This window comes from Streptomyces sp. NPDC037421, from assembly GCF_055602105.1.
Map to the genome: position 1 here is coordinate 107876 of NZ_JBVJWV010000004.1, position 22217 is coordinate 130092.

27 protein-coding genes and 2 tRNA genes are annotated in these 22217 nt (G+C 74.5%); 26 read left to right on the forward strand and 3 right to left on the reverse strand.

Translation table 11 applies throughout. The features are described 5' to 3' along the window. The first annotated feature begins 122 nt into the window (after nt 1–122). Nucleotides 123–851 (forward strand): SDR family NAD(P)-dependent oxidoreductase, encoded by a 729-nt coding sequence (locus tag ACZ7IF_RS08055; protein ID WP_470964892.1) that lies wholly within the window; start codon nt 123–125, stop codon nt 849–851. After that, entirely contained in the window at nt 848–1738 is an 891-nt protein-coding gene (locus ACZ7IF_RS08060; RefSeq protein WP_470964898.1) for an alpha/beta hydrolase, read from the forward strand. The genes ACZ7IF_RS08055 and ACZ7IF_RS08060 overlap by 4 nt, the downstream gene beginning before the upstream one ends. Nucleotides 1739–1749: 11 nt before the next feature. Here the strand turns inward: ACZ7IF_RS08060 and ACZ7IF_RS08065 are convergent. Then, nucleotides 1750–1824: transfer RNA gene (locus ACZ7IF_RS08065), tRNA-Arg, on the reverse strand. Between the two features lie 57 nt (nt 1825–1881). Next, nucleotides 1882–1956 (reverse strand) — tRNA-Ala (locus ACZ7IF_RS08070). 65 nt (nt 1957–2021) lie between these two features. On the opposite strand from ACZ7IF_RS08070, the gene ACZ7IF_RS08075 reads away from it, so the two are divergent. Then, nucleotides 2022–2351: a hypothetical protein gene (locus ACZ7IF_RS08075; protein ID WP_470964901.1), complete on the forward strand. Its 330-nt coding sequence runs from the start codon at nt 2022–2024 to the stop codon at nt 2349–2351. Here ACZ7IF_RS08075 and ACZ7IF_RS08080 read toward each other — a convergent pair. After that, complete coding sequence (locus ACZ7IF_RS08080; protein WP_470964904.1) at nt 2348–3115, reverse strand: 4'-phosphopantetheinyl transferase family protein; 768 nt, start codon at nt 3113–3115, stop codon at nt 2348–2350. The genes ACZ7IF_RS08075 and ACZ7IF_RS08080 overlap by 4 nt on opposite strands. 582 nt (nt 3116–3697) lie before the next feature. On the opposite strand from ACZ7IF_RS08080, the gene ACZ7IF_RS08085 reads away from it, so the two are divergent. The 23 genes from ACZ7IF_RS08085 to ACZ7IF_RS08195 all read left to right on the forward strand — a co-directional run bounded on the left by ACZ7IF_RS08085 (nt 3698) and on the right by ACZ7IF_RS08195 (nt 22205). Beyond that, nucleotides 3698–4267, forward strand: a complete 570-nt coding sequence (locus ACZ7IF_RS08085; protein ID WP_470964907.1) for a helix-turn-helix transcriptional regulator — start codon at nt 3698–3700, stop codon at nt 4265–4267. Between the two features lie 227 nt (nt 4268–4494). Next, nucleotides 4495–5247, forward strand: a complete 753-nt coding sequence (locus ACZ7IF_RS08090; RefSeq protein ID WP_470964910.1) for a LuxR family transcriptional regulator — start codon at nt 4495–4497, stop codon at nt 5245–5247. A 116-nt stretch (nt 5248–5363) separates the two neighbouring features. Beyond that, nucleotides 5364–6932, forward strand: a complete 1569-nt coding sequence (locus tag ACZ7IF_RS08095; RefSeq protein ID WP_470964913.1) for an acyl-CoA carboxylase subunit beta — start codon at nt 5364–5366, stop codon at nt 6930–6932. Between the two features lie 17 nt (nt 6933–6949). Further along, nucleotides 6950–7162, forward strand: coding sequence for an acyl-CoA carboxylase epsilon subunit (locus ACZ7IF_RS08100; RefSeq protein WP_470964916.1), 213 nt, complete (start codon nt 6950–6952; stop codon nt 7160–7162). 187 nt (nt 7163–7349) lie between these two features. Beyond that, nucleotides 7350–7604 (forward strand): acyl carrier protein, encoded by a 255-nt coding sequence (locus ACZ7IF_RS08105; protein WP_470964919.1) that lies wholly within the window; start codon nt 7350–7352, stop codon nt 7602–7604. A 111-nt stretch (nt 7605–7715) separates the two neighbouring features. Next, on the forward strand, nt 7716–8948 hold the full coding sequence (locus ACZ7IF_RS08110; RefSeq protein WP_470964922.1) for a beta-ketoacyl-[acyl-carrier-protein] synthase family protein: 1233 nt from the start codon (nt 7716–7718) through the stop codon (nt 8946–8948). Further along, nucleotides 8945–10156 (forward strand): beta-ketoacyl-[acyl-carrier-protein] synthase family protein, encoded by a 1212-nt coding sequence (locus ACZ7IF_RS08115; RefSeq protein WP_470964925.1) that lies wholly within the window; start codon nt 8945–8947, stop codon nt 10154–10156. Before ACZ7IF_RS08110 ends, ACZ7IF_RS08115 begins: the two co-directional genes overlap by 4 nt. After that, a complete protein-coding gene (locus ACZ7IF_RS08120; protein WP_470964928.1) occupies nt 10153–11202 on the forward strand; it encodes a beta-ketoacyl synthase N-terminal-like domain-containing protein in 1050 nt (349 codons plus the stop codon). The genes ACZ7IF_RS08115 and ACZ7IF_RS08120 overlap by 4 nt, the downstream gene beginning before the upstream one ends. Beyond that, the gene (locus ACZ7IF_RS08125; protein WP_470964931.1) at nt 11199–12002 is read left to right on the forward strand and encodes an alpha/beta fold hydrolase; all 804 of its coding nucleotides are present in this window, start codon (nt 11199–11201) and stop codon (nt 12000–12002) included. Before ACZ7IF_RS08120 ends, ACZ7IF_RS08125 begins: the two co-directional genes overlap by 4 nt. Nucleotides 12003–12052: 50 nt before the next feature. Beyond that, the gene (locus ACZ7IF_RS08130) at nt 12053–13072 is read left to right on the forward strand and encodes a thioesterase family protein (protein WP_470964934.1); all 1020 of its coding nucleotides are present in this window, start codon (nt 12053–12055) and stop codon (nt 13070–13072) included. A 57-nt stretch (nt 13073–13129) separates the two neighbouring features. After that, nucleotides 13130–14326, forward strand: a complete 1197-nt coding sequence (locus ACZ7IF_RS08135; protein WP_470964937.1) for a beta-ketoacyl-[acyl-carrier-protein] synthase family protein — start codon at nt 13130–13132, stop codon at nt 14324–14326. Continuing rightward, nucleotides 14323–15330: a beta-ketoacyl synthase N-terminal-like domain-containing protein gene (locus ACZ7IF_RS08140; protein ID WP_470964940.1), complete on the forward strand. Its 1008-nt coding sequence runs from the start codon at nt 14323–14325 to the stop codon at nt 15328–15330. The genes ACZ7IF_RS08135 and ACZ7IF_RS08140 overlap by 4 nt, the downstream gene beginning before the upstream one ends. Before the next feature lie 52 nt (nt 15331–15382). Beyond that, nucleotides 15383–16177 (forward strand): SDR family oxidoreductase, encoded by a 795-nt coding sequence (locus ACZ7IF_RS08145; RefSeq protein ID WP_470964943.1) that lies wholly within the window; start codon nt 15383–15385, stop codon nt 16175–16177. Further along, entirely contained in the window at nt 16177–17148 is a 972-nt protein-coding gene (locus ACZ7IF_RS08150) for an alpha/beta hydrolase (protein ID WP_470964946.1), read from the forward strand. Before ACZ7IF_RS08145 ends, ACZ7IF_RS08150 begins: the two co-directional genes overlap by 1 nt. Further along, entirely contained in the window at nt 17141–17467 is a 327-nt protein-coding gene (locus ACZ7IF_RS08155) for a hypothetical protein (RefSeq protein ID WP_470964949.1), read from the forward strand. The genes ACZ7IF_RS08150 and ACZ7IF_RS08155 overlap by 8 nt, the downstream gene beginning before the upstream one ends. Nucleotide 17468: 1 nt before the next feature. Continuing rightward, the gene (locus tag ACZ7IF_RS08160; RefSeq protein ID WP_470964952.1) at nt 17469–17876 is read left to right on the forward strand and encodes a hypothetical protein; all 408 of its coding nucleotides are present in this window, start codon (nt 17469–17471) and stop codon (nt 17874–17876) included. Between the two features lie 2 nt (nt 17877–17878). Then, entirely contained in the window at nt 17879–18268 is a 390-nt protein-coding gene (locus ACZ7IF_RS08165; protein WP_470964955.1) for a hypothetical protein, read from the forward strand. Between the two features lie 58 nt (nt 18269–18326). After that, nucleotides 18327–19448, forward strand: coding sequence for a beta-ketoacyl synthase N-terminal-like domain-containing protein (locus ACZ7IF_RS08170; protein WP_470964958.1), 1122 nt, complete (start codon nt 18327–18329; stop codon nt 19446–19448). An 86-nt stretch (nt 19449–19534) separates the two neighbouring features. Next, on the forward strand, nt 19535–19798 hold the full coding sequence (locus ACZ7IF_RS08175; protein ID WP_470964961.1) for an acyl carrier protein: 264 nt from the start codon (nt 19535–19537) through the stop codon (nt 19796–19798). 41 nt (nt 19799–19839) lie between these two features. After that, on the forward strand, nt 19840–20190 hold the full coding sequence (locus ACZ7IF_RS08180; protein ID WP_470964964.1) for a 3-hydroxyacyl-ACP dehydratase FabZ family protein: 351 nt from the start codon (nt 19840–19842) through the stop codon (nt 20188–20190). Then, on the forward strand, nt 20184–20696 hold the full coding sequence (locus ACZ7IF_RS08185) for a 3-hydroxyacyl-ACP dehydratase FabZ family protein (RefSeq protein ID WP_470964967.1): 513 nt from the start codon (nt 20184–20186) through the stop codon (nt 20694–20696). Before ACZ7IF_RS08180 ends, ACZ7IF_RS08185 begins: the two co-directional genes overlap by 7 nt. Before the next feature lie 11 nt (nt 20697–20707). Continuing rightward, nucleotides 20708–21448, forward strand: coding sequence for a 3-oxoacyl-[acyl-carrier-protein] reductase (fabG, locus tag ACZ7IF_RS08190; RefSeq protein ID WP_470964970.1), 741 nt, complete (start codon nt 20708–20710; stop codon nt 21446–21448). Next, nucleotides 21441–22205, forward strand: coding sequence for a DsbA family protein (locus tag ACZ7IF_RS08195; RefSeq protein ID WP_470964972.1), 765 nt, complete (start codon nt 21441–21443; stop codon nt 22203–22205). Before fabG ends, ACZ7IF_RS08195 begins: the two co-directional genes overlap by 8 nt. The last annotated feature ends 12 nt before the right edge of the window (nt 22206–22217 follow it).

Below are 22217 nucleotides of genomic sequence, written 5' to 3' on the forward strand. Positions count from 1 at the left end.
CTCGCCGTGTCTTCTCGCCGATCCCCCGCTGGAGGGACCTTCCGTGAAGTTCCAGGAGACGCCCGCGTACCGGCTGCGCCCCGATGCCCCCGGCCTCCCCGGCGCCGGCGGCGGGGCCTGAGATGGCCTCGCTGGAGGGCAAGGTCGTCGTCATCACCGGCGCCGCACGCGGCCAGGGCGCCGCCGGGGCACGGCTGTGCGCCGGGGCCGGGGCGCGGGTCGTCGTCACCGACCTCCGTGAGGAGGAGGGCCGGGCGGTCGCCGCGGAACTGGGCGGCCAGGGCCTGTACGTACGCCACGACGTGGCCGACGCCGGCAGCTGGACCGGGGTGGTGCGCGAGGCGGTGGCCGCCTTCGGGACGGTCTCCGCGCTGGTCAACAACGCCGCCCTGTGGCGCACCGCGCACGTCGAGGAGCAGAGCGAGGAGGGCTTCGAGGAACTGCTGCGGGTCAACCTGCTCGGCCCCTTCCTCGGGATCCGGGCACTGGCCCCGGTGCTGCGCGCCGGCGGGGGCGGCTCCGTCGTCAACATCTCCTCCACGGCCGGGCTGGTCGGCATCCCCGGCCACGCGGCGTACGGGTCCGCCAAGTTCGGGCTGCGCGGACTGACCCGGTCGGCGGCGCTGGACCTGGCCGCCGACGGGATCCGGGTCAACTCGGTGCACCCCGGGGCCATCGACACCCCGATGGTGGCCGACGCCGTCGCGGGACGGGACTGGTCGCACGTGCCGCTGGGGCGGATGGGCCGGCCGGGGGAGGTCGCGGAGCTGGTGCTGTTCCTGTGCTCGGACGCGTCCTCGTACGTCACGGGCGCGGAGTTCGCGGTCGACGGGGGGATGACGGCGCGATGACGCGTGACGAGCTGTCAGGGGCCGCGCGGCGGCTGTGCGACGCGATGGCCGCCGGCTTCCCCGGGCCCGGGGACGTGGCCGCCCTGCGGGCCGCGGTGGCCGCGGGCGGGCCGGTGCGCCCCGCGGGTCCGGAGGTGGCCTCGGTGTACGACACCACCGCGGGCGGGGTGCCGGTGCGGGTCTACGACCCCGCGCCCGGGGCGGCGGGGCGGCCGCTGGCCGTGTACCTCCACGGCGGCGGGTGGGTGATGTGCGGCCCGGACACCCACGACGCCCTGTGCCGCGCCCTGGCCTCGGCCTCCGGGGCGGTGGTCGTCTCCGCCGACTACCGGCTCGCCCCGGAACACCCCTGGCCGGCGGCGGCCGACGACGCGCTGGCCGTGCTGCTGTGGGCGCGGGCCGAGGCGCCCCGGCTGGGCTGCGACCCGGGCCGGGTGGTGGTGGCGGGCGACTCCAGCGGCGGCAACCTGGCGGCGGTCACCGCGCTGCGGGCGCCCGGACTGGTCGCCGGACAGCTGCTGGCGTACCCGCCGCTGGACGCCTCGATGGGTTCCGAGTCGGTGGCGGCGTACGGGCGCGGCCACTTCCACACCGCCGCGCACATGGCCTGGTACTGGGACCAGTACGGCGGCGACCCGGCCCACCCGCACGTCTCCCCGCTGCGGGCCGCCGAGGTCGCGGGCCTCCCGCGCACCCTGCTGCTCCTCGCGGACTGCGACCTGCTGCGGGACGAGGGGCTCGCGTACGCGCGGCGCCTGGCGCGGGCCGGCGTCGACTGCGAGGTCCGGCTCTACCCCGGGGTCTTCCACGGCTTCCTGGGCCTGCCCCTGCCGGCCGCGCGGACGGCGGTGGCGGGAGCGGCGGCCTGGCTGGCCGCGACGCCCTGAAGGGGTGAGGGGGCGGGGCGGCCGGATTCGAACCGGCGTCCTCCCCTTCGCAAGGGGGTGCAACGACCTCTGTACCACGACCCCGCCCGTGCGGCCGATCGTACGGCCCCGCGACGGTGGGAGGACGACGGTGGGAGGAGAAGGGCGGGGCGGCCGGATTCGAACCGGCGTCCTCCTCCATGCTGTGTAGGCGCACTACCTCTGTGCTACGACCCCGCTTGAGCCGGATCCTAGGCGACGCCCGGCGGGGGCCGCACCGGGATATCACCGGCATGATGTGTCCATGCCTGCCTTCCTGCTGCGCACCCTGCTGCTCCTCGCCGTGGAAGCCGGGGCCGCCGCGCTGCTGCGCGATCCCGGGACGCCGTGGATCCCCGTGCTGCTGGCGGTGTTCGTGGCCGGCTCGGCCGTACCGCACGGGACCGAGGCGGAGTTCGCCGGCCGCTTCCTGGTCGCGCTGACCGCGGTCGGGGCGGCCCGGCTGGGGGCGACGGCCTGGGAGGGGCGCGGCCTGCCCGCCGCGGTCGGGCTCGGTGCGCTGCTGCTGTTCCAGACGGCGCTGCTGATGCGGCTGTCCCTGCGCGGGCGGCGCAGGAGGGGCCGCCGGGTCTAGGCGGTGCCGGTGTACCGGTGCAGCCTCACCGACGGCGGGCCGACTCCGTCCGGGTACGCCAGGGAGCCCAGGTAGGGCCCGGGGAGCGCCAGGTCGACGGCCCGCCAGTGGGCCGGTACGCCCGGTACGGCGGTGCGGACCCGCACCGGTCCGGGATCGGCGGGCCGGGTCTCCAGTGCCGACAGGTCGGCGACGATCCCCGTGCCCACGGCCTTGAGCACGGCCTCCTTGCGGGTCCAGCAGCGCAGGAAGGCCCGGTTGCGGCCCCCGGCGTCGGCGATCGCGCCGACGTGGGCGCGCTCGGCCGGGGTCAGCGCCTTGGCGGCCATCTCCGGCGACCACGCCCGGCGGTGCCCGTGCTCCACGTCGACCCCGACGGGGTGCCCGGCGACGGCGAGCAGGCCGCAGCCCCGGGTGTGGGAGATGCTGATCCACAGGTCGTTGCCGGGGTGGCGGACGTACGGGGGACCGTGCCCGGCGTCGGCGCACTCGGGACACGGCCGGCGGCCGAACTCGACCTGCTCCGGCGGGACGTCGAGCAGTGCGCCCAGCACCGTGCGGACGGCCGCCCGGGAGGCGGTGAAGTCCGGCCGGCGGTCGGCCGGCCGTCTGGCGGCCGCCGCGAGCTCGGCGGCGGTCAGCGGTCCCGGGTCGCCGGGGCGGGCGGCCTCCTCGGTGAGCCACCACCAGATCTCCGCGGCTGCCGGGCCGTTGGGGCCGCTGCGGGCGAGGTCGGGCCGCCGGAGTGCTGTGGTCCTGGTCACGTTCGCCGTTCTCCTCGGTGCCCGGAACTCGACCGAGCAGGCCCGGCGACTGTAGGAGCCGGAGGCGCGGGCCTGCGACGGCGCTGGCAGCAAGATGCCAGGACAGGGCCGGGATGTGACCGTACGCACCGGTCAGTTCGCCGACCGCAGTCGCCCGGGGCCCGCGCAGGCAGCTTCCTGTGAAGTGCGCCCGCCGTGGAACCGGAATAACTCTCCAGTAATGAGAGCGGCACGGGACCATTCCCGGAAATTCCCGCGGCGGCAAGAAGTTCAACAATCACTCACCGTAGGGGCTCGGTTGACCGTCCGACTTCGAGCGGGATAGCCTCGCTGGGGGCGTGGCGCTGTGAGGAGAAGGCGGGGGAAGTGGGCAACGGAAAAACAGAGCCGCAGCCGGTCGCCCGGAAAAGAGCTCCGGTCGACGACGAAGTCAGCCGGGCGCTTTTGCAGGTTCAGGGACTCATTGAGGCGGCCAAAGGCCGCCGCTCCCCGGCGGGTCCCGCACATTCTGTCCGAATACTGGAATGCGACGAGGACGTCATCGGGGTTTCCGGTCGCCTGGCGGAAAACGCCCGGCGGGACGTGAGCGTCATCGTGCAGGCCGCCTCCTCGCAGGCGGGGGCGGTGGCCCTGGACCTGATGCGGTCCGCGTCCGGGGCGGGGCCGGCCGCCGGAGCGCGGGTCCGGCTGCTGTGCGCGCCCGCCGTCGTGCGCGCCGCGGCGTTCCGCGAAGCGCTCGCCGGCGCTGCCGGATGCGTGGTCAGGATCGCCGAATGCGCCCTGAACGAGGCCGTCGTGGTGGACGGTTCGGTGGCCGTGCTGTGGTCCGGGCCGCGAGGCGGCGCCAAGGCCGTGTCGCTGGTCGAGGACCCCGCGCCGGTCACCGCGCTGGCCGCCCTGTTCGCCGCGGTGTGGAACGGGGCGACGGTCTGGGAGGCCGGGGCCAGCCGGGCCCGCAGCGAGACGGGGCGGCGGATCCTGGAGGCCCTGCGCGACGGCCGCACCGATGCGGCCGCGGCCCGCGAGCTCTCCATCCCGCTGCGGACGTACCGGCGCTACGTGGCGGAAATAATGCGCGAACTCGGGGCGGATTCGCGATTTCAGGCGGGGGTCTGTGCGGTGTGGTTCGGCTTGTTGAAGAGGGACGAATAGCTGCGGATGGCCGGGGCGGCGCCGACGGTGTTCCGGCCATCGCGGTGAAGCAAAAGCATTTTGGGGGAAATGTGATGGGGGAAGGGCGTGGCGGAATGCAGCGCGGCGAAGAATTCGATGGAGTGCTGGGCGATATACACGACCTTATAGACGAAGCGGTTTCGAAATACCGGGAGTGGTCCAACCGGAGCCCGATCGACACACCCGTCGGGCCGGGCTGCAACGGCATGCGGGAGGCCGCCCGGCACCTGGTCTCGCAGGCTCGGCACAGCGTGGACGTGGTCGTCGCCGCCGGCGGCGACAAGGCGGTGGAGGTGTGCACCGCCCTGTCCCACCTGCTGCGGGGGGAGCGGGCCGAGGTGACGGCGCGCGTGCTGTGCACCCACGCGACGGTCGAACAGGAGTCCTTCCGCGACTTCCTCAAGGAGGACCACCCCTTCCGCGTCCGGGTGGCGCCGATGCCGTACCTGGAGACGCTGGTCGTCGACGGCGAGGTGGCGCTCGTGCGCGCCGAGCGCACCGCCGACGCCGCGGTGATCCGCAGCCCGGCCGTCCTGGAGCCCTTCCAGGCGCTGTTCGCGAGCGCCTGGCGGGGGGCCGCGTCCCCGGGCGGCGGCATCGCGCCGGCGAGCCCGCTGCGCAGCGACTTCACGGCGGGTGTGCTGCGGCAGCTGCACACGGGGAACACCGACGACACCGCGGCCCGCGAGCTCGGGGTGTCGGTGCGCACCTACCGCCGCTACGTCGCCGAGATCATGGAGGCGCTCGGGACGAAGTCCCGCTTCCAGGCCGGGGTGCGGGCCGCCGAGCACGGGCTGATCCGCCCGCCGGTCCCGCCCGCCCGCGCCGCCGAACGGTGCGGCCCGACCGCTGCGCCGCTGCGGCCAGGTGGGCAGCTAGCTGCCAATTCCGGGCTGCGCATTGCGAATGCGCGCCCGTTTACCGGCCGGTACGACACCTTGCTGACAGTTCGCGGATGACATGTGGCCCGGCCGCTCCGGAAAAACCTACGGTGAATCCGGCGCGGCCGCCGCCGCGTTCGGGCGGCTCTTTCCCGACGGGCCCCCGAATCCGCCGACTTTTGGGGGAACGGCCGATGAGCGAGTCGACGACGGACGGCCGGCAGGACCGGCTCGCCGAATTCCACGCATTGCGCGAACGGGTCCGGCAGGGCCCGGGTGAACAGGCGACCGCGGCGCAGCACGCCAGGGGGAAGCTGACCGCCCGCGAACGCATCGACCTGCTGCTCGACGAGGGCTCCTTCCACGAGGTGGAGCCGCTGCGCCGGCACCGGGCGACCGGCTTCGGGCTGGAGGACAGGAGGCCGCACACCGACGGAGTGGTCACCGGCTGGGGAACCGTGCACGGCCGTACGGTCTTCACGTACGCGCACGACTTCCGGATCTTCGGCGGGGCGCTGGGCGAGGCCCACGCCGAGAAGATCCACAAGATCATGGACATGGCCCTGGCGGCCGGCGCCCCGCTGGTCTCCCTCAACGACGGCGCGGGCGCCCGCATCCAGGAGGGCGTCTCGGCGCTGGCCGGCTACGGGGGCATCTTCCAGCGCAACACCAGGGCCTCGGGCGTGATCCCGCAGATCTCCGTCATGCTGGGCCCGTGCGCGGGCGGCGCCGCGTACTCCCCGGCGCTGACGGACTTCGTGTTCATGGTCCGGGAGACCTCGCAGATGTTCATCACCGGCCCGGACGTCGTCCGCGCGGTGACCGGCGAGGAGATCTCCCAGAACGGCCTCGGCGGCGCCGACGTCCACTCGGCCGTCTCGGGCGTCTCCCACTTCGCCTACGACGACGAGCGGACCTGCCTGGAGGACGTCCGCTTCCTGCTGTCGCTGCTGCCGCAGAACAACCAGGAGAACCCGCCGCACCTCTCCGGGGGCGACCCGGCCGACCGGCGCTGCGAGGCGCTCGGGGAGCTGGTCCCCGCCGACGGCAACCGCCCCTACGACATGCGGCGGGTGATCGCGGAGATCGCCGACGACGGCGAGTTCCTGGAGGTCCACGAGCTGTGGGCCACGAACGTGCTGTGCGTGCTGGCCCGTGTCGACGGGTACGTCACCGGCATCGTCGCCAGCCAGCCGCAGTCGCTGGCCGGTGTCCTCGACATCGACGCCAGCGACAAGGCCGGCCGCTTCGTGCAGCTCTGCGACGCCTTCAACATCCCGCTGGTCACCCTGCTCGACGTGCCCGGCTTCCTGCCGGGCGTCGACCAGGAGCACGGTGGGATCATCCGGCACGGCGCCAAACTGCTGTACTCCTACTGCGCCGCGACGGTGCCGCGCGTCCAGGTCATCCTGCGCAAGGCCTACGGCGGCGCGTACATCGTCATGGACTCCCGCTCCATAGGCGCCGACCTCTCCTTCGCGTGGCCCGCCAACGAGATCGCCGTGATGGGCGCCGAGGGCGCCGCGAACGTCGTCTTCCGCCGGGAGATCAATGCCGCGGCCGACCCCGAGGAGGTGCGGGCCCAGCGGATCAAGGAGTACCGGACCGAGCTGATGCACCCGTACTACGCGGCCGAACGCGGCCTCGTCGACGACGTCATCGACCCCGCCGACACCCGCTCCGTCCTCGCGGCCTCCCTCGCGATGCTCCGCACCAAGTACGCCGAACAGCCGGGCCGCAAGCACGGCAACCCGCCGATGTGACGGGGGGACCATCCGCGATGCACCCGCACACCCACGGCGAACCGCTGTTCCGCGTCACCAGGGGAGCGCCCGCCGCCGAGGAGCTCGCCGCACTCGCCGCGGTCCTCCTCGCGCGGGCCGCGGCCACCGCCGCGGACGCCGGCGGCGCCGGCCTGGCGCCCGCCCGCCCCCGGGGGCCCCACCGAGGCGGCCGGCACATCCCGCCGGGCGCCTGGCGGCGCTCCGCCTGACCGGTTCGCGTCCGGCCGGAAAATGCCATCCGAGCGGCCCCGCGAACGCCCGGGAAAGCCCGCTGGCAGCTAACTGACACGAGCCTTCTGCACGCTCGGCCGACTGAATAGAGTCGAAACCGACGCGGAAATAGATCGCGCATTCTTTTCGACTTCCACCAATCTCCGTCAGGAATGAGGGACCACTGTGTCCGCTACGACCGAAGAGCGCCGCGAGACCATCAAGGAAATCGTCTGCGACATCCTTGAGATCGACCCCGAGGACGTGACCGACAGCAGCCTCTTCAAGGAGGACCACGACGCGGACTCGCTGCGCGCGATCGAAATCCTCGCCTCCTTGGAGAAGGAATTCAACGTCGTCATCAACCAGACCGAACTCGGCCGGATGGTGAACCTCGACGGCGTCTACGAAGTCGTCGCGGAAGCCGCCGACTGGAAGTAGGACCGGGCGGCGCCGTGCGCACGGACGCAGCACCTCACGGACGCCGCACCTCACGGACGCACCACCTTGGGAACGGCCGGCTGCCCCGGCCCTCGAGACAACGGGATGAACATGTCTGATGTACCGGCGAACAGGGTGGTCATCACCGGGCTCGGTGCGGTCTCCAGCATCGGGCTGGGCGCCGCCGAGTTCCTGTCCGGGCTGCGTTCGGGCCGTAGCGCCGCAAAGCCGATCACGGCATTCGACACCGACGGCTTCGACCACGCCAACGGCTGCGAGATCACCGGCTTCGAACCGGCCCGCTGGATCCGCAACCTGGAGCCCGAAACGCTCGGCCGGGCCAGCCAGTTCTCGGTGACGGCGGCCCGGATGGCGACCGAGGACGCGGCGCTGCCGGAGGAGCACCTGCGGGCCGGCCGCGTCCTCATCTCGATCGGCACCACCGACGGCGAATCCCGCGACCTCGACCAGCTCGTCGAGACCGAGGTCCGCCAGGGCCCCGAGCGGATGGACCCCACGGTCACCGCCCGGGTCCCCGCCGGCCGCCTCTCGGCGGCCATCGCCCACGAGTTCGGCCTCAGCCGCGTCGAGGCCGTCACCCTCCCCACCGCCTGCGCGGCCGGGAACTACGCCATCGGCTACGGCTTCGACGCCGTCCGCACCGGTGAGGCCGACTACGCCCTCGTCGGCGGCGCCGACGCCCTGTGCCGCAAGACCTTCACCGGCTTCTACCGGCTCGGCACCATCGCCCCCGAGCTGTGCCGGCCCTTCGACGTGGACCGCAAGGGCATCCTCACCGGCGAGGGGGCGGGCGTCCTGCTGCTGGAGACCCTGGAGTCCGCGCGGGCGCGCGGCGCCCGGATCTACGCGGAGGTGCTCGGGTACGGGCTGAACTGCGACGCCCACCATCCGGTCGCCCCGGACCAGGACAGCGTCGCGCAGTGCATGCAGCTCGCGCTGGACGGAGCCGGGGTCTCGGCCGGGGACGTGGACTTCATCTCCGCCCACGGCACCGGCACCAAGGCCAACGACGTCACCGAGGCCCGGGCCATCCGGCAGGTGTTCGGCGACCGCCCCCCGAGGACCGTCTCGATCAAGTCGATGCTCGGGCACAGCATGGGCGCGGCCAGCGCGCTGGCCTCCATCGGCTGCGCGCTCGCCCTGACCGAGGGGTTCATCCCGCCCACGATCAACCACGTCGAGACCGACCCCGAGTGCGCCGTGGACTGCGTACCCAACCACGCCATCGAGGCCGACCTGCGCGTCGTGCAGAACAACGGGCTGGCCTTCGGCGGCAACAACTCCGTAGTGATCTTCGGCAAGTACGAGGAGGCCGTCGCATGACCGCACGTCCCGCACCGGCCGGAGCGGCCGTCCCCGACCTCGTCTTCACCGGGCTGGGCGCGGTGGCGAGCGTCGGCAACGGCGTCGACGAGGTGTTCGAGGCGCTGTGCGCGGGCCGCACCGGCCGGGCCCCGCTCCGCGGATTCGACCCGGCCGGCTTCCGGGCCCGGCACGCCTACGAGATCGACGACCGGCCCGCCGCCGGAACCGACGAGCCCGCCCGCGCCACCCGCTGGCTCCTCGCCGCCATCGCCGAGGCCGCCCGGGACGCCGGCCTCGGCGAGGACCTGTCCGACGTACCGATCCTCGTCGGCACCGGGCTGCGCGAACTGCGCTCGGCCGAACTGCGCTGGCGCGACGGGGCCGAGTTCGACATGGCCGGCCTGCACTTCGGCACGGCCCTGCGCGAACGCTTCGGCGCCCACCGGACCTACACCTTCTCCAACGCCTGCTCCGCCTCCCTGTACGCGCTCGCCATGGGCGGCGACCTGCTCGCCGGCGGCGCGGACGGCACCGGCGACACGGTCATCGTCGCGGGCGTGGACACCCTCACCGAGAGCATGTACGGGCTCCTCGACCGGGTGCACATGGAAGCCCCCGACACGCTGCGGCCCTTCGACCGCGACCGCAAGGGCGTCCTCATGGGCGAGGGCGCGGCCGCCGTGGTCCTGCGGCGCGCAGGCACCGACGCCGGACGCCGCGACGCGGCCCCCGCGGGCCGGCCGGCGCGCGGCCGGCTCCGCTCCGTCCACGTCAACTGCGACGGCTACCACGTCACCGCGCCCGACCGCGAGGGCATCGCCGAGGCCGTCCGCGGCGCCCACCGCGACGCCGGCGTCAAACCGAAGGACATCGGCCTGGTGATGCTGCACGGCACCGGCACCCTGCTCAACGACGAGGCCGAGGCCGCCGCCATCGGCGACGTCTTCGGCCCCGAGACGGCGACGCCCCTGATGACGGCGGTGAAGTCGATGACCGGGCACACCTCGGGCGGCTCCGGCCTGCTCAGCGTGATCGTCGCCCTCAAGGCCCTCGAATCGGGGCGGATCCCGCCCGTCATCGGGCTGCGCGAGCCGATCGAGGAGGCGGCCGGCTTCCGCCTCGTACGGGACCGGGCCGCGACCGCCCGCCCGGCCCTGGCCCAGATCGACGCCTTCGGCTTCGGCGGCGTCAACGCGGTCGCCATCGTGGAGAGGGCAGCACTGTGACCACCAGCACCGTGACCACCAGCACCGCGACCGCCGACACGGCGGCCCGCAGCCCCGAGGACGCCGGCGCGATCCTGGTGACCGGCATCGGCACCGCGCTGCCCGGCATCACCGACCCCGCCGGCCTGCTCGCGACGGCCGCCCCCGCCGCGGCCGGGGCCGCCCCGGTCGACCCGGGCGCCCTGATCGGGCGGCGGGGCCTGCGCTACAAGGACCGCGCCTCACAGCTCGCCCTCTGCGCGGCCCAGGCGGGCCTGCGCGACGCAGGCCTGCTCGGGGACGGCGCACCGGCCCTCCCCGGCGCCACCACCACCGCCGTCGTCGTCAGTTCCAACCTCGGCAACCTCGACACCGTCTGCGAGGTCGCCGACGGCATCAAGGAACACGGCGTCGCCGGAATCAGCCCCATGGGGCTGCCCAACGCGTCGAGCAACGTCGTCGCCTCCTCCGTCGCCATCCGGCACGGCCTGCGCGGCCCCAACGTGATGGTCTGCAACGGCCCCACCTCCGGACTCGACGCCGTCCACTGGGCCGCCGTGCTGATCCGCGCGGGCCGCGCGGACCGGGCCCTCGTCATCGGTGTCGAAACCCACAACCGCTACGTCGAGGGCCTCCTCGGACGGCCCGCCGCCGAACTCCTCGACGGAGCCGCCGCCCTGGTCCTGGAGCGCTCCGCCGCCGCCGCCGCGCGCGGCGCCGAAGCCCTGGCCGTCCTCGGCGGCTACGCCCGGGAGGCCGACGTCGAAGCCTGCCTGGAACGGCTCCTGGACACCCCGCGGGGGCCGCTGCGCCCCGGCCTGTGGCTCGTCCCCGAGGGCTACACCGGCGAACCCGGGGCCCTGCTCGGCGCCGACGTCCCGCGCCACGACCTCACCCGTACCCTCGGCGCGGCCTCCGGAGCGCTCGGCGTGCTCCAGTGCGCGGCCGCCGCCGCCCGGCTCGCCCGCCCGGGGGCTCCCGCCGGCCCCGTACTGGCCAGCTCCGGCACCGACACCGACGACGCCTGCGCGGCCCTGCTGCTCACCGCCGTGCCGGGCAGCGCGTGAGCCCGGCCCCCGAGCCGGTGACGGTGGCGCTGCGCCGGGCCGGCCGCGCCCCCGGCGCGCGGCGGATCCTGCTGCTGCACGGACTCGCCGGCGGCGCCGGAGTCTGGGACGCCTACCTGGAGCAGACCGCCGGCTCCCCCGACGAGGTGTGGACCGCCGAACTGCCCTGGCGGGCCGATACGGTGCCCGGCTGGACCGGCCGGCCGCCCGCGCACTGGGCGGAGCGGGCCATCGGCCTGGTGCCCGGCGGCCCGGACGCCGTGATCGCCCACTCCTTCGGCGCCAACGCCCTGCTCGCGCACCTCGCCGCACGGGACCCGGCCACCTCCGCCCCCGCCGGGAGCGGCCCGCAGGGGCCCCGGGCCGTGGTCCTGGTGTCGCCGTTCTACCGGCCGAGCCCGGAAGGGTTCGACTGGGAGGCGATCTCCTACTACCTGAACGACTTCGACCGGATCCTCGCCGACGGCCTGCGGGTCCGCTCCGGCGGCCGGATACCGGACGGAACCCGCCGGGACATGGCCTTGAAGGTCCGCGACCGCATCGGCCCGTACGGCTGGGTGAGCTTCTTCGACACCTACCTGCGGACCCCCGCCCTGCGCACCGAACGGCTGACGATGCCCTGCCTGATCATCGGCGGCGAGGAGGACTTCGCGTCCTTCCCCGCCGACAGCCGCGCCCTGCGCGAGGCCCTGCCCCGCGCCGAGGCCGAGATCCTGCCCGGCTGCGGCCACTTCGCGATGACCGAGCGGGCACCGGAGTTCGCGCTCCGCACCGAGGAGTTCCTCCGGACCGCCGGGTGACGGCCCCGCGTCCCCGTACCGCACCAACCGCCGACAAGGAAGCGAACGACATGAGCAACCCGACCGCAACGGCCGTCACGTACCTGTTGGAGAGCGTCACCACGCTGCGCCTGCGCCCCCGCTTCGAGGGCTCCAACATCAACACCTGGATCGGCTTCAAGCACGTCAACTACCTCGTCGAGGAAGCCGTCCTGGAGCACTTCCGCAGCGCCGGACTGCCCTCCCGCGAGCTGTTCGAGGAGCACGGCCTCGGTCTCGACGTCGTCGACCTCGACACCCGCATCCTGCACGCCTTCCACCAGGACGACGAGGCCCGCGCCGTCGTCGTGCCGGCCACGAAGGACGGCGACACCCGCTTCGGCTTCTCCGTCACCCTCTACGTCGAGCGCGACGGCCGCGAGCTGAAGGCCGTCACCTCGAAGGTGAAGGTCTCCCTGCGCGCCGACGACTACCTCGCGCCGCTCGCCCACCCCGAGGAGCTGAGCCGCTTCACCACCCCGCGCCTGGGCGGAACCGAGGAGCGCTCCGCGCACCACGGCACGCCGGCCGCCCCGGCCCCCGCCACGGCCCTGTCCGCCGGCCGCGGCACCACCGGCGCCGCCGACCCGGTCCTGGAGCAGCTGCTCGCCGGGGAGAACGCCTTCGGCTGGAAGTGGCGGATCCCCTACCCGTACTGCCACTTCAACGAGCGCCTCGCCCTGTCCGGCTACCTGCGCCAGATCGAGGAGGTCGTCGACCTGTTCCTCGCCGACCGCGGCATCTCCATCAAGACCCTGCTGGACGACCGCCGCTGGATCCCCGTCGTGCCCCGCTCGCAGGTCCGCTTCCTCGACGAGGCCCTGATGGAGGAGGACCTGTACACGGTCTTCACCGTCGAGGAGGTCTTCAAGGACTTCACCTACACGGCCCGCACCGACTTCTACGTGGTGCGCGACGGCCGCCTCGTGCAGACCGCCACCGGCCGCATCACCCACGGCTACGCCGTCTTCGAGAACCGCCGTGACTGGAGCCTGGTCGGCTTCGACGAGCGGGTCGTCAAGGCGCTGGGCGAGGTACCCGCCGCCGGGTGACCGGCCGCACCGGCCACCGACCACCCACCTACCCCCCCCGCATCCGGAGTAGACCCGATGGAACAAGTGCTGATCACTGGTCTGGGCGCGATCTCGCACCTTGGCCTCGGCGTCGATGCCTTCTGGCACGGCCTGATGCGGGCGGAGGGCGGCCCCGCGCCGGCCGCCGATCCGTACGCGCGGATGGACATCCCTCTGATGTACACGGCCCCCGGGCTGCCCGAGTCGCCCGGGCTGCCCACGCCGTCCGAACTGCCCGGGCTCGCCTCCCGCTTCGCCGTGGAGGCGGCCCGTCAGGCACTGGCCGACTCCGGACTGACCGGCCCCGGAGCGGCCGCGGCCGCACCCGAGCGGGTCGCCGTGGTCATCGGCACCGGCATGGGCGACTCCGGGCTGCACGAGCAGTGGCGGGTGGAGGACCGCCCCGCCGGCGACACCTGGTCCCCGGTGTTCTCCGTCGCCAGTGCCGTCGGCGCGTGGCTCGGCGCCGAGGGCGCCAACAGCAGCATCAGCAACGCCTGCGCCGCCAGCGGCTTCGGCCTCTCGGCCGCGGCCGACCTGATCCGCACCGGCGCCGCGGACGTGGTCGTCGCCGGGGGCGCCGAGGCGTACTCCCGGGTCGCCCTGGCCTGCTTCAACCGGCTCGGCGCCATCGACCCGCAGCGGTGCCGGCCCTTCGACGCGAACCGCCGGGGCACCGTCTTCGGCGAGGGCGCCGGGATCATGGTGCTCGAATCCGCCGCGCACGCCGCCGCCCGCCGGGCCCCGAAGGTCTACGCGAGGCTCGCCGGCGAGGGCTGGAGCTGCGACGCCCACCACGCGACCGCCCCCGAGCCCGCCGGCACCCAGATCGTCCGGGCCATGCGCGAGGCGCTGGACCGGGCGGGCGCCGCGCCCGGCCAGGTCGGCTGCGTCGTCCCGCACGGCACCGGCACCGCCCTCAACGACGCCGTCGAGAGCCGGGCCCTGCACGCCGTGCTCGGCGGGAGCGCCCCGCACACCCCCCTGTACAGCCTCAAGGCCCTGGTGGGGCACACCGGCGGCGCGGCCGCCGCACTCGGCGTCGTCGCCGCCGCGCTGATCCTCCACCACCGGGCCGTCCCGCCCAACCACCCCGTCGCCGAACCGGACCCCGCCTGCGACGTGCTCCTGCCCGTGGAGCGGACCGGCCTCGCGGGCCCCTACGCCCTCGTCAACGCGTACGCCTTCGGCGGCAACAACGTATCCCTCGTCCTCCAGGAGGCCGGCGCATGACCACGGAACCGCACGGCGCCCCCGCCACGGCCGCCACCCTGGTGGTCTCCGGCATCGGCGTGGTGACCCCCCGCGGCGGACGCCCCGAGGACGCGGCGCGCGCCGCCCGGGACGCGGAACCGGCCCGGACCGACGGCTGGTTCGACCACCGCACCCGGCTCGGGCCGCGCGGCTACAAGTACCTGCCGGCCGCCTCCCAGTTCTTCCTCGCCGCCGCCAAGGAGGCCCTCGCGGACTCCGGGGACGAACCGGACCGCCGGCCCGGCGAACTGCGCGGCGCCGCCGTGGGCACCAACAGCTCCGCCGCCGCCCTGCACGAGGCCATGGACGCCACCGTCCTCACGGAGGGCGCGGGAGCCCTCAGCCCCGTCACCGCGCCCTACTTCTCCATCAACCTGTTCGGCAGCCGGCTGGCCACCGAGCACGGCCTGAAGGCCTTCAACCTCACCGTCACCTCACCGCGCACCGCCGGCCTCGAATCGATCGAGGCGGGCGCGCGGGCCGTGGCGGCGGGCCGCGCGGACTGGCTCCTCGCCGGGGCCACCGAGGACGCCCTGGCCGCCGCGCACGCCGGCCACGGGCAGTCCGAGCGCGGGGCCGTGGCCCTCGTCCTGGAACCGCTGGAGGCCGTACGGGCCCGCGGCGGCCCGGCGTACGGGCACTGCCGGGTCCGGAGCATGTTCCTGCCCCCGCACACGGCGGCGGGGCCCCAGGGGGCGGAGCGGGCCCGGAAGCTGATCGGCTCCGGCCTCGCCCTCCTCGGCGCGGACACCCCGCCCGCGCGGGTGGTCGCCGTCCTCGACGACTCGCCCGTCGGCCGCGCGGTGGCCGGGGCGCTCGGCCCGGACGCCGACCGGGTCCCGGCCGGCGCGGGGGCCCTGGAGCCGCTGGTCCAGGCGGCCGGGGCGCTGGCCGGCCTGGCCGGGCCCGTGCTGGTCGTCACGGCCGCGGCGCAGGGGAACCTCGCGCTGGCCCTGCTCACCCCGCCCTCCGACGCCGCCTGACCCGTACCCGCACCCGCACACGCACGCGCACGCGCACGAAGAGAGAGAGTTCATGACCACGTCACTTGAGGGTTCCTGGTGCCTCGTCCTCGGCTCCTCCAGCGGGATCGGCCTGGCCACCGCCCGGGCCCTCGCGGACGAGGGGGCCCACATCCTCGGCGTCCACTTCGACACCGCCGAGGGCCAGGAGAAGGCCGGGGCCGCCGTCGAGGAGATCCGCTCGACCGGGGTGCGGGCCGAGTTCTTCAACGCGAACGCGGCCGCGCCGGCCACCAGGACCGAGCTGGTGCCCCGCATCGCCGGGCTGACGCAGGGCCGGCCGCTGCGCGTGGTGCTGCACTCCCTGGCCTTCGGCACGCTGCTGCCGTACCTGCCCGCCGGCGGCGACCCCGCGATCACCGGCCGCCAGATGGACATGACGCTGAACGTGATGGCCCACTCCCTCGTCTACTGGACGCAGGCCCTGGACGCGGCCGGGCTGCTGGGTGAAGGCTCCAAGATCTTCGCCATGACCAGCGCCGGCGACCAGCGGGTGACCGCCAGCTACGGAGCGGTGTCGGCCGCCAAGTGCGCCCTGGAGTCGCACGTGCGGCAGCTGGCCCTCGAACTCGCCCCGCGGGGCGTCGCCGTCAACTCCCTGCGCGCGGGCGTCACGGTCACCCCCTCGCTGGAGCGCATCCCCGGTCACGACAAGCTCGTCGAGACCGCCGCACGCGCCAACCCGCACGGCCGGCTGACCCGCCCCGAGGACGTGGCCGAGGCCGTCGTCACCCTGGCCCGCACCGACTCCTCCTGGATCACCGGCAACGTGATCGGCGTCGACGGCGGCGAGGCGCTGACCACCTGATGCCCACGGACACACGACCGGACGAACGGCCCGCCGCCGGGGCCGCGCCGCGCGCCCTGCACACCCTGCGCGCCCTGCCCACCGCCGTGCGCCTCGCCGTCCGGCACGCCCACGAGCTGTACCACCCGCCGCCGGCCCGCCCCGGCCGGAGTCCGCAGAGCAAGGGCCTGCCGACGCGCGCCCTGACCGTCCGCACCACCCTCGACGGGGTGCGCCTGGACGCGTGGGTGGTGCCCGGCGAAGGCCCGCACACCGTCATCGTCTGCCACGGCATGGGCCGCACCAAGTCCAGCGTGCTCGGCCACATCCGGCTGCTGCACGACGCGGGCCACCACGTGGTCGCGTACGACATGCGCAACCACGGCGAGAGCGGACGCGACCGCCGCTGGGGACGCATGTCCGAGCGCTACACGGGTGACCTCGCGGACGTCATCGCGGCGGTGCGCCGGGATCCCGAGACCGGCGGCGGCCGGCTCGCCCTCCTCGGCTTCTCCTTCTCCACCTGGGTCTCCCTGCACGTCCTGCGCCGAGTCGACCCGCCCGTGGCCGCCGTCGTCTGCGACAGCGGCCCGATGTCCGACACCGCCGCCGGGCTGCGGCACTTCGCCGACCTGCGCCGGACGGCCCTGCCCGAAGGCATCCGGGAGGGCGCGGCGTTCGCCCTCTACCACCGGCTGTTCGCCCTGCTGTCGCTGCGCATGCTGGCCGTCCGGGAGTTCCCGCCGGACCTGAGTGGAGTGCCGACCCGGCTGATGTTCGTGGCCGGCGCACAGGACCCCGTGATCAGCGAGGCCCAGATCGCGGGCGTCGCCGACCACTACCCGGACGCGGAGCGGTGGACCGCCCCGCAGGCCATGCACATGAGCGCCCTGCGCTTCGACGCGGCGGAATACCGGCGCCGGGTGCCGGAGTTCCTCGCGGCGGCCTTCGCCGCCGCCGGGCGGGAGACGGAGGGCACCGGCCGTGGGTGACTACCTGCTCGTGGAATCCCAGGGCCGCTGGGCCGGACCCGGGGCGGAGGCCTTCCTCGACGACGCGGCCCGGCTGGCCGGCGACGGCCACGGCGTGGTCGTCCTGCTGATCGAGAACGGCGTCACCGAAGGCCTCCGCGGCGCCGGACCGGCCGTCGGACGGGTACTGGCGGCCGGCGGCGAGGTATGGGCCGACGGGTTCTCCCTGGACCAGCGGGCGCTCCCGCGGCGCCGGCTGGCCGACGGAGTCCGGCCCGTGGACATGGACGAGGTGGCGGAGCGGCTGCTGACGCCCGCCGTACGGGGAGTGTGGCACTGACATGGCACGACAGCTTCCGCGCGCGGACGTGCTGATCGCCGTCATGGGCGCCCCGCACACCGGCGACCTGGTCACCTCGGCCTTCCGGCTGGCCCAGGCCCTGCTCGCCCGCGGGGCCTCGGTCCACCTGTGGACCTGCGGCCACGCCACCGGGCTGACCCGGTCCGCGCTCGGCACGGACAAACCCCGCAACGTCGTGGACTGGGTCCGGGAGTACCCGACGACCGCCACCCTGGCGGCCGAGCTCATGGCGGCCCACCCGGCCGCCCTGACCTGGTTCGCCTGCCGGTTCTGCAGCCAGGAGCGCGGGGTCGACGCCCACGTCCCCGGGGTCAGGCTGCGCGCCCCGTTCAAGTTCACCGAACATCTCGACGCCGCGGACAAGGCGTTCTTCCTGGGGGTGTGCTGACCGTGTCCGTCACCCGACGCCGGCTGCTGATCATCGAGCGGGCCTACCGGGGCTCCGTCGAGACCCAGTTCGCCGACGTGCTGTACCTGGCCCGCGAACTGAACCGGCAGCAGGGCGGCCTGGACATCCTGCTGCGCGGCCTCGCGGTCACCTTCGCCGCGGACGCGGCCCCGCCGCCCGCCCTGCGCGTCGGCGCCCGCGTCCTCGACACCCTGCCCGACCCGCGCGCGTCCCTGCGCACGCTGCTCGCGGAGGGCGCCCGGGTCTGGGCGGAGGACGGGGACCTGGCCCGGCTCGGGACGAGCCCCGACCGGCTGCTGCCGGGGGTCCGCCGGGCCGGGCCGGAGCACCGCCCGCACTGGTCCTCGTACCAGGGCGTGCACTTCCTGTGACGCCCGGGCCCCGCGCCCGCCCCAGCCCCACCGAAGCCACCGAAGGAGCACCGCGATCATGGAAACCGCCACCGCTGCCGGCACCGCCGCCGGCCGAGGGCCGCTCATCACCGCCTGGTCCGCCGTCTCGCCGTTCGGGCTGGACAGCGCCGACCTCACGGCCGGCCTCGCCGCCGGCCGGCCCGCCGCGGCCGCGCTCGACCCGTCCGAATGGGGCGGCCCCGTGGACACCGCCTGCCTGGTGCCCGGCTTCAGCAGCAAGGCCGTACTGGGCCGCAAGGGCACCCGCTCGATGGACCGGGTGACCGGCCTGGCCGTCACCGCCGTCGGCCGGCTCCTCCAGGACGCGCGGGGCGGCCGGATCCCCGGCGTCGGCGAAGACGCCGGACTGGTGCTGGGCACCAACACCGGCAGCGCCCAGAGCATGATGGACTTCACCCGCGACTCCCTGGTCCAGGAGAAGCCGTTCTACGTGGACCCCATGCGGTTCCCCAACACGGTGATGAACTGCGCCGCCGGGCAGTGCGCCATCTGGCACCGGCTCAAGGGCCCCAACACCACCGTGGCCGGCGGCCGGGCCTCCGGACTCCTCGCCCTCAACTACGCCCTGCGGCTCCAGCGGTCGGGCCACACCTCCACCGTGCTGTGCGGGGCGGTGGAGGAGTTCTCCCCGGCCCGCGCCTGGCTGGAGGTGCACACCCGGCGGCCGGACGAGGCCGACGCCGTACTCGGCGAGGGCGCCGCGGTGCTGCTGCTGGAGTCCGCCGAAGCGGCGCGGGAGCACGGGCGGCCGGGCCTGGCCGAGGTCCTCGCCCTGGAGTTCGGCGTCTTCCACACCGACGAGAACGCGGCCGCGGTGCTCTCCGACTGCATCGGCCGGGCCCTGGACCGCGCCGCGGTCCGCGCGGACGAGGTCGGCCTCGTCGCCGACTCGCACGCCCACGGAGTGCGCGGCGACGGCGAACGCGCCGCCCTGCGGAAGGCGTTCGGCGAGCACGGCCCCTCGCGCGTCCCCGGCGCCGACCTGATCGGCGACACGCACGCGGCCTCCGCCTCCTTCCAGATCGCGGCCGTGCTGGCCACCGCCGAGCACCGGGGGGACCTGGCCGGCACCGTCGCGCTCGTCACCTCCGTCGACCGCGACGGCGTGGCCGGCTGCGCCCTCCTGCGCCTGCGCTGAGCACCCGCACCGCCACCGGCCGCACCCGCGCCCCCACCACGTCCACCACACCCACGCACCCACCCCATCCGATGAAGGAGAAAGACATGTCCGAGACCACCGCCGCCCCCGCCCTGGACCTCGACGACCTGCGCGGCACCGTCGCCGACGTCCTGGACGTCGAGGAGCCGGAGCTCACCGACGAGGCCGACTTCGTGAACGACCTGGGCGTCGACTCCCTCATGGCCCTGGAGGTCATGGTCGTCCTGGAGAAGAAGTACGGGGTCAAGCTCGGCGAGTCCGAGCTGAAGGAGGTCACCTGCCTGCGCAAGGCCTACGACCTGCTCGACGCCAAGCTCCAGGCCGCCTGATGCCGGCCCCGGTCGCAAGCCCCGTCCGCGCGGTGCCGGCGGTGGGCGAGGCCACCCCCGCCGGCCCGCGCACCACGGTCCGCGTCGACGCCGACGAACAGGTCTTCCCCGGCCACTACCCCGGATTCCCGATCTTCCCGGGGGTGTGCATCGTGGAACTGGTCCACCGCAGCGCCGTGGCCGCCGCCCCCCACCCGGACGTCCGGGTGACCCTCCGGGCCGTGGAGTCCACGCGCTTCCTCAGCCCGGTCTTCCCCGGCGACGCCCTCACGATCGACCTCGCCTGGTCCCGCCGCGGCGAACACTGGCGGTGCGACGCCGTCGCCGCCACCGGCCGGGGCCGCGCCGCGACGGTCCGCCTGCGCTTCACCGAAGGGAGCAACCCGTGCTGACGATCACCCGGATCAAGCAGGTCCTGCCGCACCGGTACCCGATGCTGCTCGTCGACCGGGTGACCGAGCTGGTCCCCGGCGAGCGGCTGACCGCCCTCAAGGCGGTCACCTGCAACGAGCCCTGGTACGCGGACCTCGACCCGGACGCCGACGAGGCCGGCCACGGCTACCCGCAGACCCTGCTCATCGAGTCCTGGTGCCAGGCGGCGGGCGTCCTCGCCGCCTGGGACCGGCCCAACCCCGACGTGCTCTCGGGCCAGGTGATGCTCTTCGGCAGCATCTCCGACGTCGTCCTGCACCGGCCGGTGCTCCCCGGCTCGGTGCTGGAGCACCGGATCCGGCTGTTCCGCGCCCTCAGCGACACCGTGATCTTCGAAGGGGAGTCGCTCGTCGACGGCGAGACCGTCATGGAGGTCGGCCGGGTGGTCATGGCCATGCGCCCCGCGCAGGAGCTGACCGACGCACGTACGCAGAGCACGGCCGCCGCCGCGGCCGGCGCCAAGTGAGGAGAGCCCACATGTCGGACAGCACCACCGGGGTCGCCCTGGTCACCGGCGGGACCCGCGGCATCGGCCGGGCCACCGTGCTCCGGCTGGCCCGCGACGGCCACGAGGTGGCCTTCTGCTACACCTCACGGCCGGACGCCGCCGCGGAACTGGAGAAGGAGGTCGCCGAACTCGGCGTCCGCTCCTACGGCCACCGGACCGACGTCGCGGACCCCGACGCGGTCCGCGCCCTCGTCGCCGAGACCGAGGACCGCCTCGGCGGCATCGACACCGTCGTGACCTCCGCCGGCATCGTCCGCGACCAGCCGCTGCTGATGATGTCGGACGACGACTGGCAGCAGGTGCTCCGCGTCAACCTGGACGGCACCTACCACGTCTGCCGCTCCGTGGTCTTCGAGATGATGAAGCGCAAGAAGGGCTGCATCGTCAACATCTCCTCGGTCGCGGGCGTCTACGGCCACGCCACGCAGACCAACTACTCCGCCTCGAAGGCGGGCATCATCGGCTTCACCAAGGCCCTCGCCAAGGAGACCGGACGCTACGGCATCCGCGCCAACGCCGTCGCGCCGGGCTTCATCGAGACCGACATGACCGCCGGCCTGTCCGGAAAGGTCCGCGAGCAGGCCCTGAAGGGCATCCCGCTGCGCCGCCTGGGCCGCGCCGAGGAGGTGGCCGACGCGGTCGCGTACCTGGTCGGCGCCGAGTACGTGACGGGAGCCGTGCTCCAGATCGACGGAGGACTCGTTGTCTGACCAACGCCCCGCGGCAGCCCGCCGCGGCCCGCGGCGGGCGGGCCCCCCGCGCTTCTACTTCTCACTGCGCAGCCCCTACTCCTGGCTCGCCCACCGGGACCTGCACACCCACCACCCCGGCCTCGCGGACCTCGTCGAATGGCGGCCGTTCTTCGAGCCGGACGAGACGAGCGCCCGCGCCCTGGCCGCGGCCGGCGGGCACTTCCCGTACGTGGCCATGTCCCGGGAGAAACACCTGTACATCCTCCAGGACGTCCGCCGCCTCGCCCGCGCGCGCGGACTGGAGCCCACCTGGCCCGTGGACCGCGACCCCTGCTGGGAGGTCCCGCACCTGGCCTGGATGGCGGCGGCCGACCGGGGCCTGGGCCCGCGGTTCGTCGAGCTGGCCAAACGGGCCCGCTGGGAGGAGGGCCGCGACATCTGCGACCCGCGGGTGATGGGGGAGCTGGCCGAGGCGCTCGGCCTGCCCCCGGACCTGCTGGCCGGGGCCGCACGGGACGCCGGGCTGCGCGAGCGGGGCGTGGCGGCGCTGCTCGACGTACACCGCGACGGCGTCTTCGGAGTTCCCTTCTTCGTCGACGGCCGCGAGAAATTCTGGGGCACGGACCGGCTGGCGGCTTTTGCCGATTCTGTTCGGGCCCGGCTGCCCGCGGTGTCCAACGGGTGGGAAGGCGCCGGGAAAACGAGCGTTCCGCCGACTCCTGCCGATACGGTGGCGCGGTCGGCAGAAGGGGGCCATGCCGGGGGCTGCGGCTGAAGCCGAAAGCCG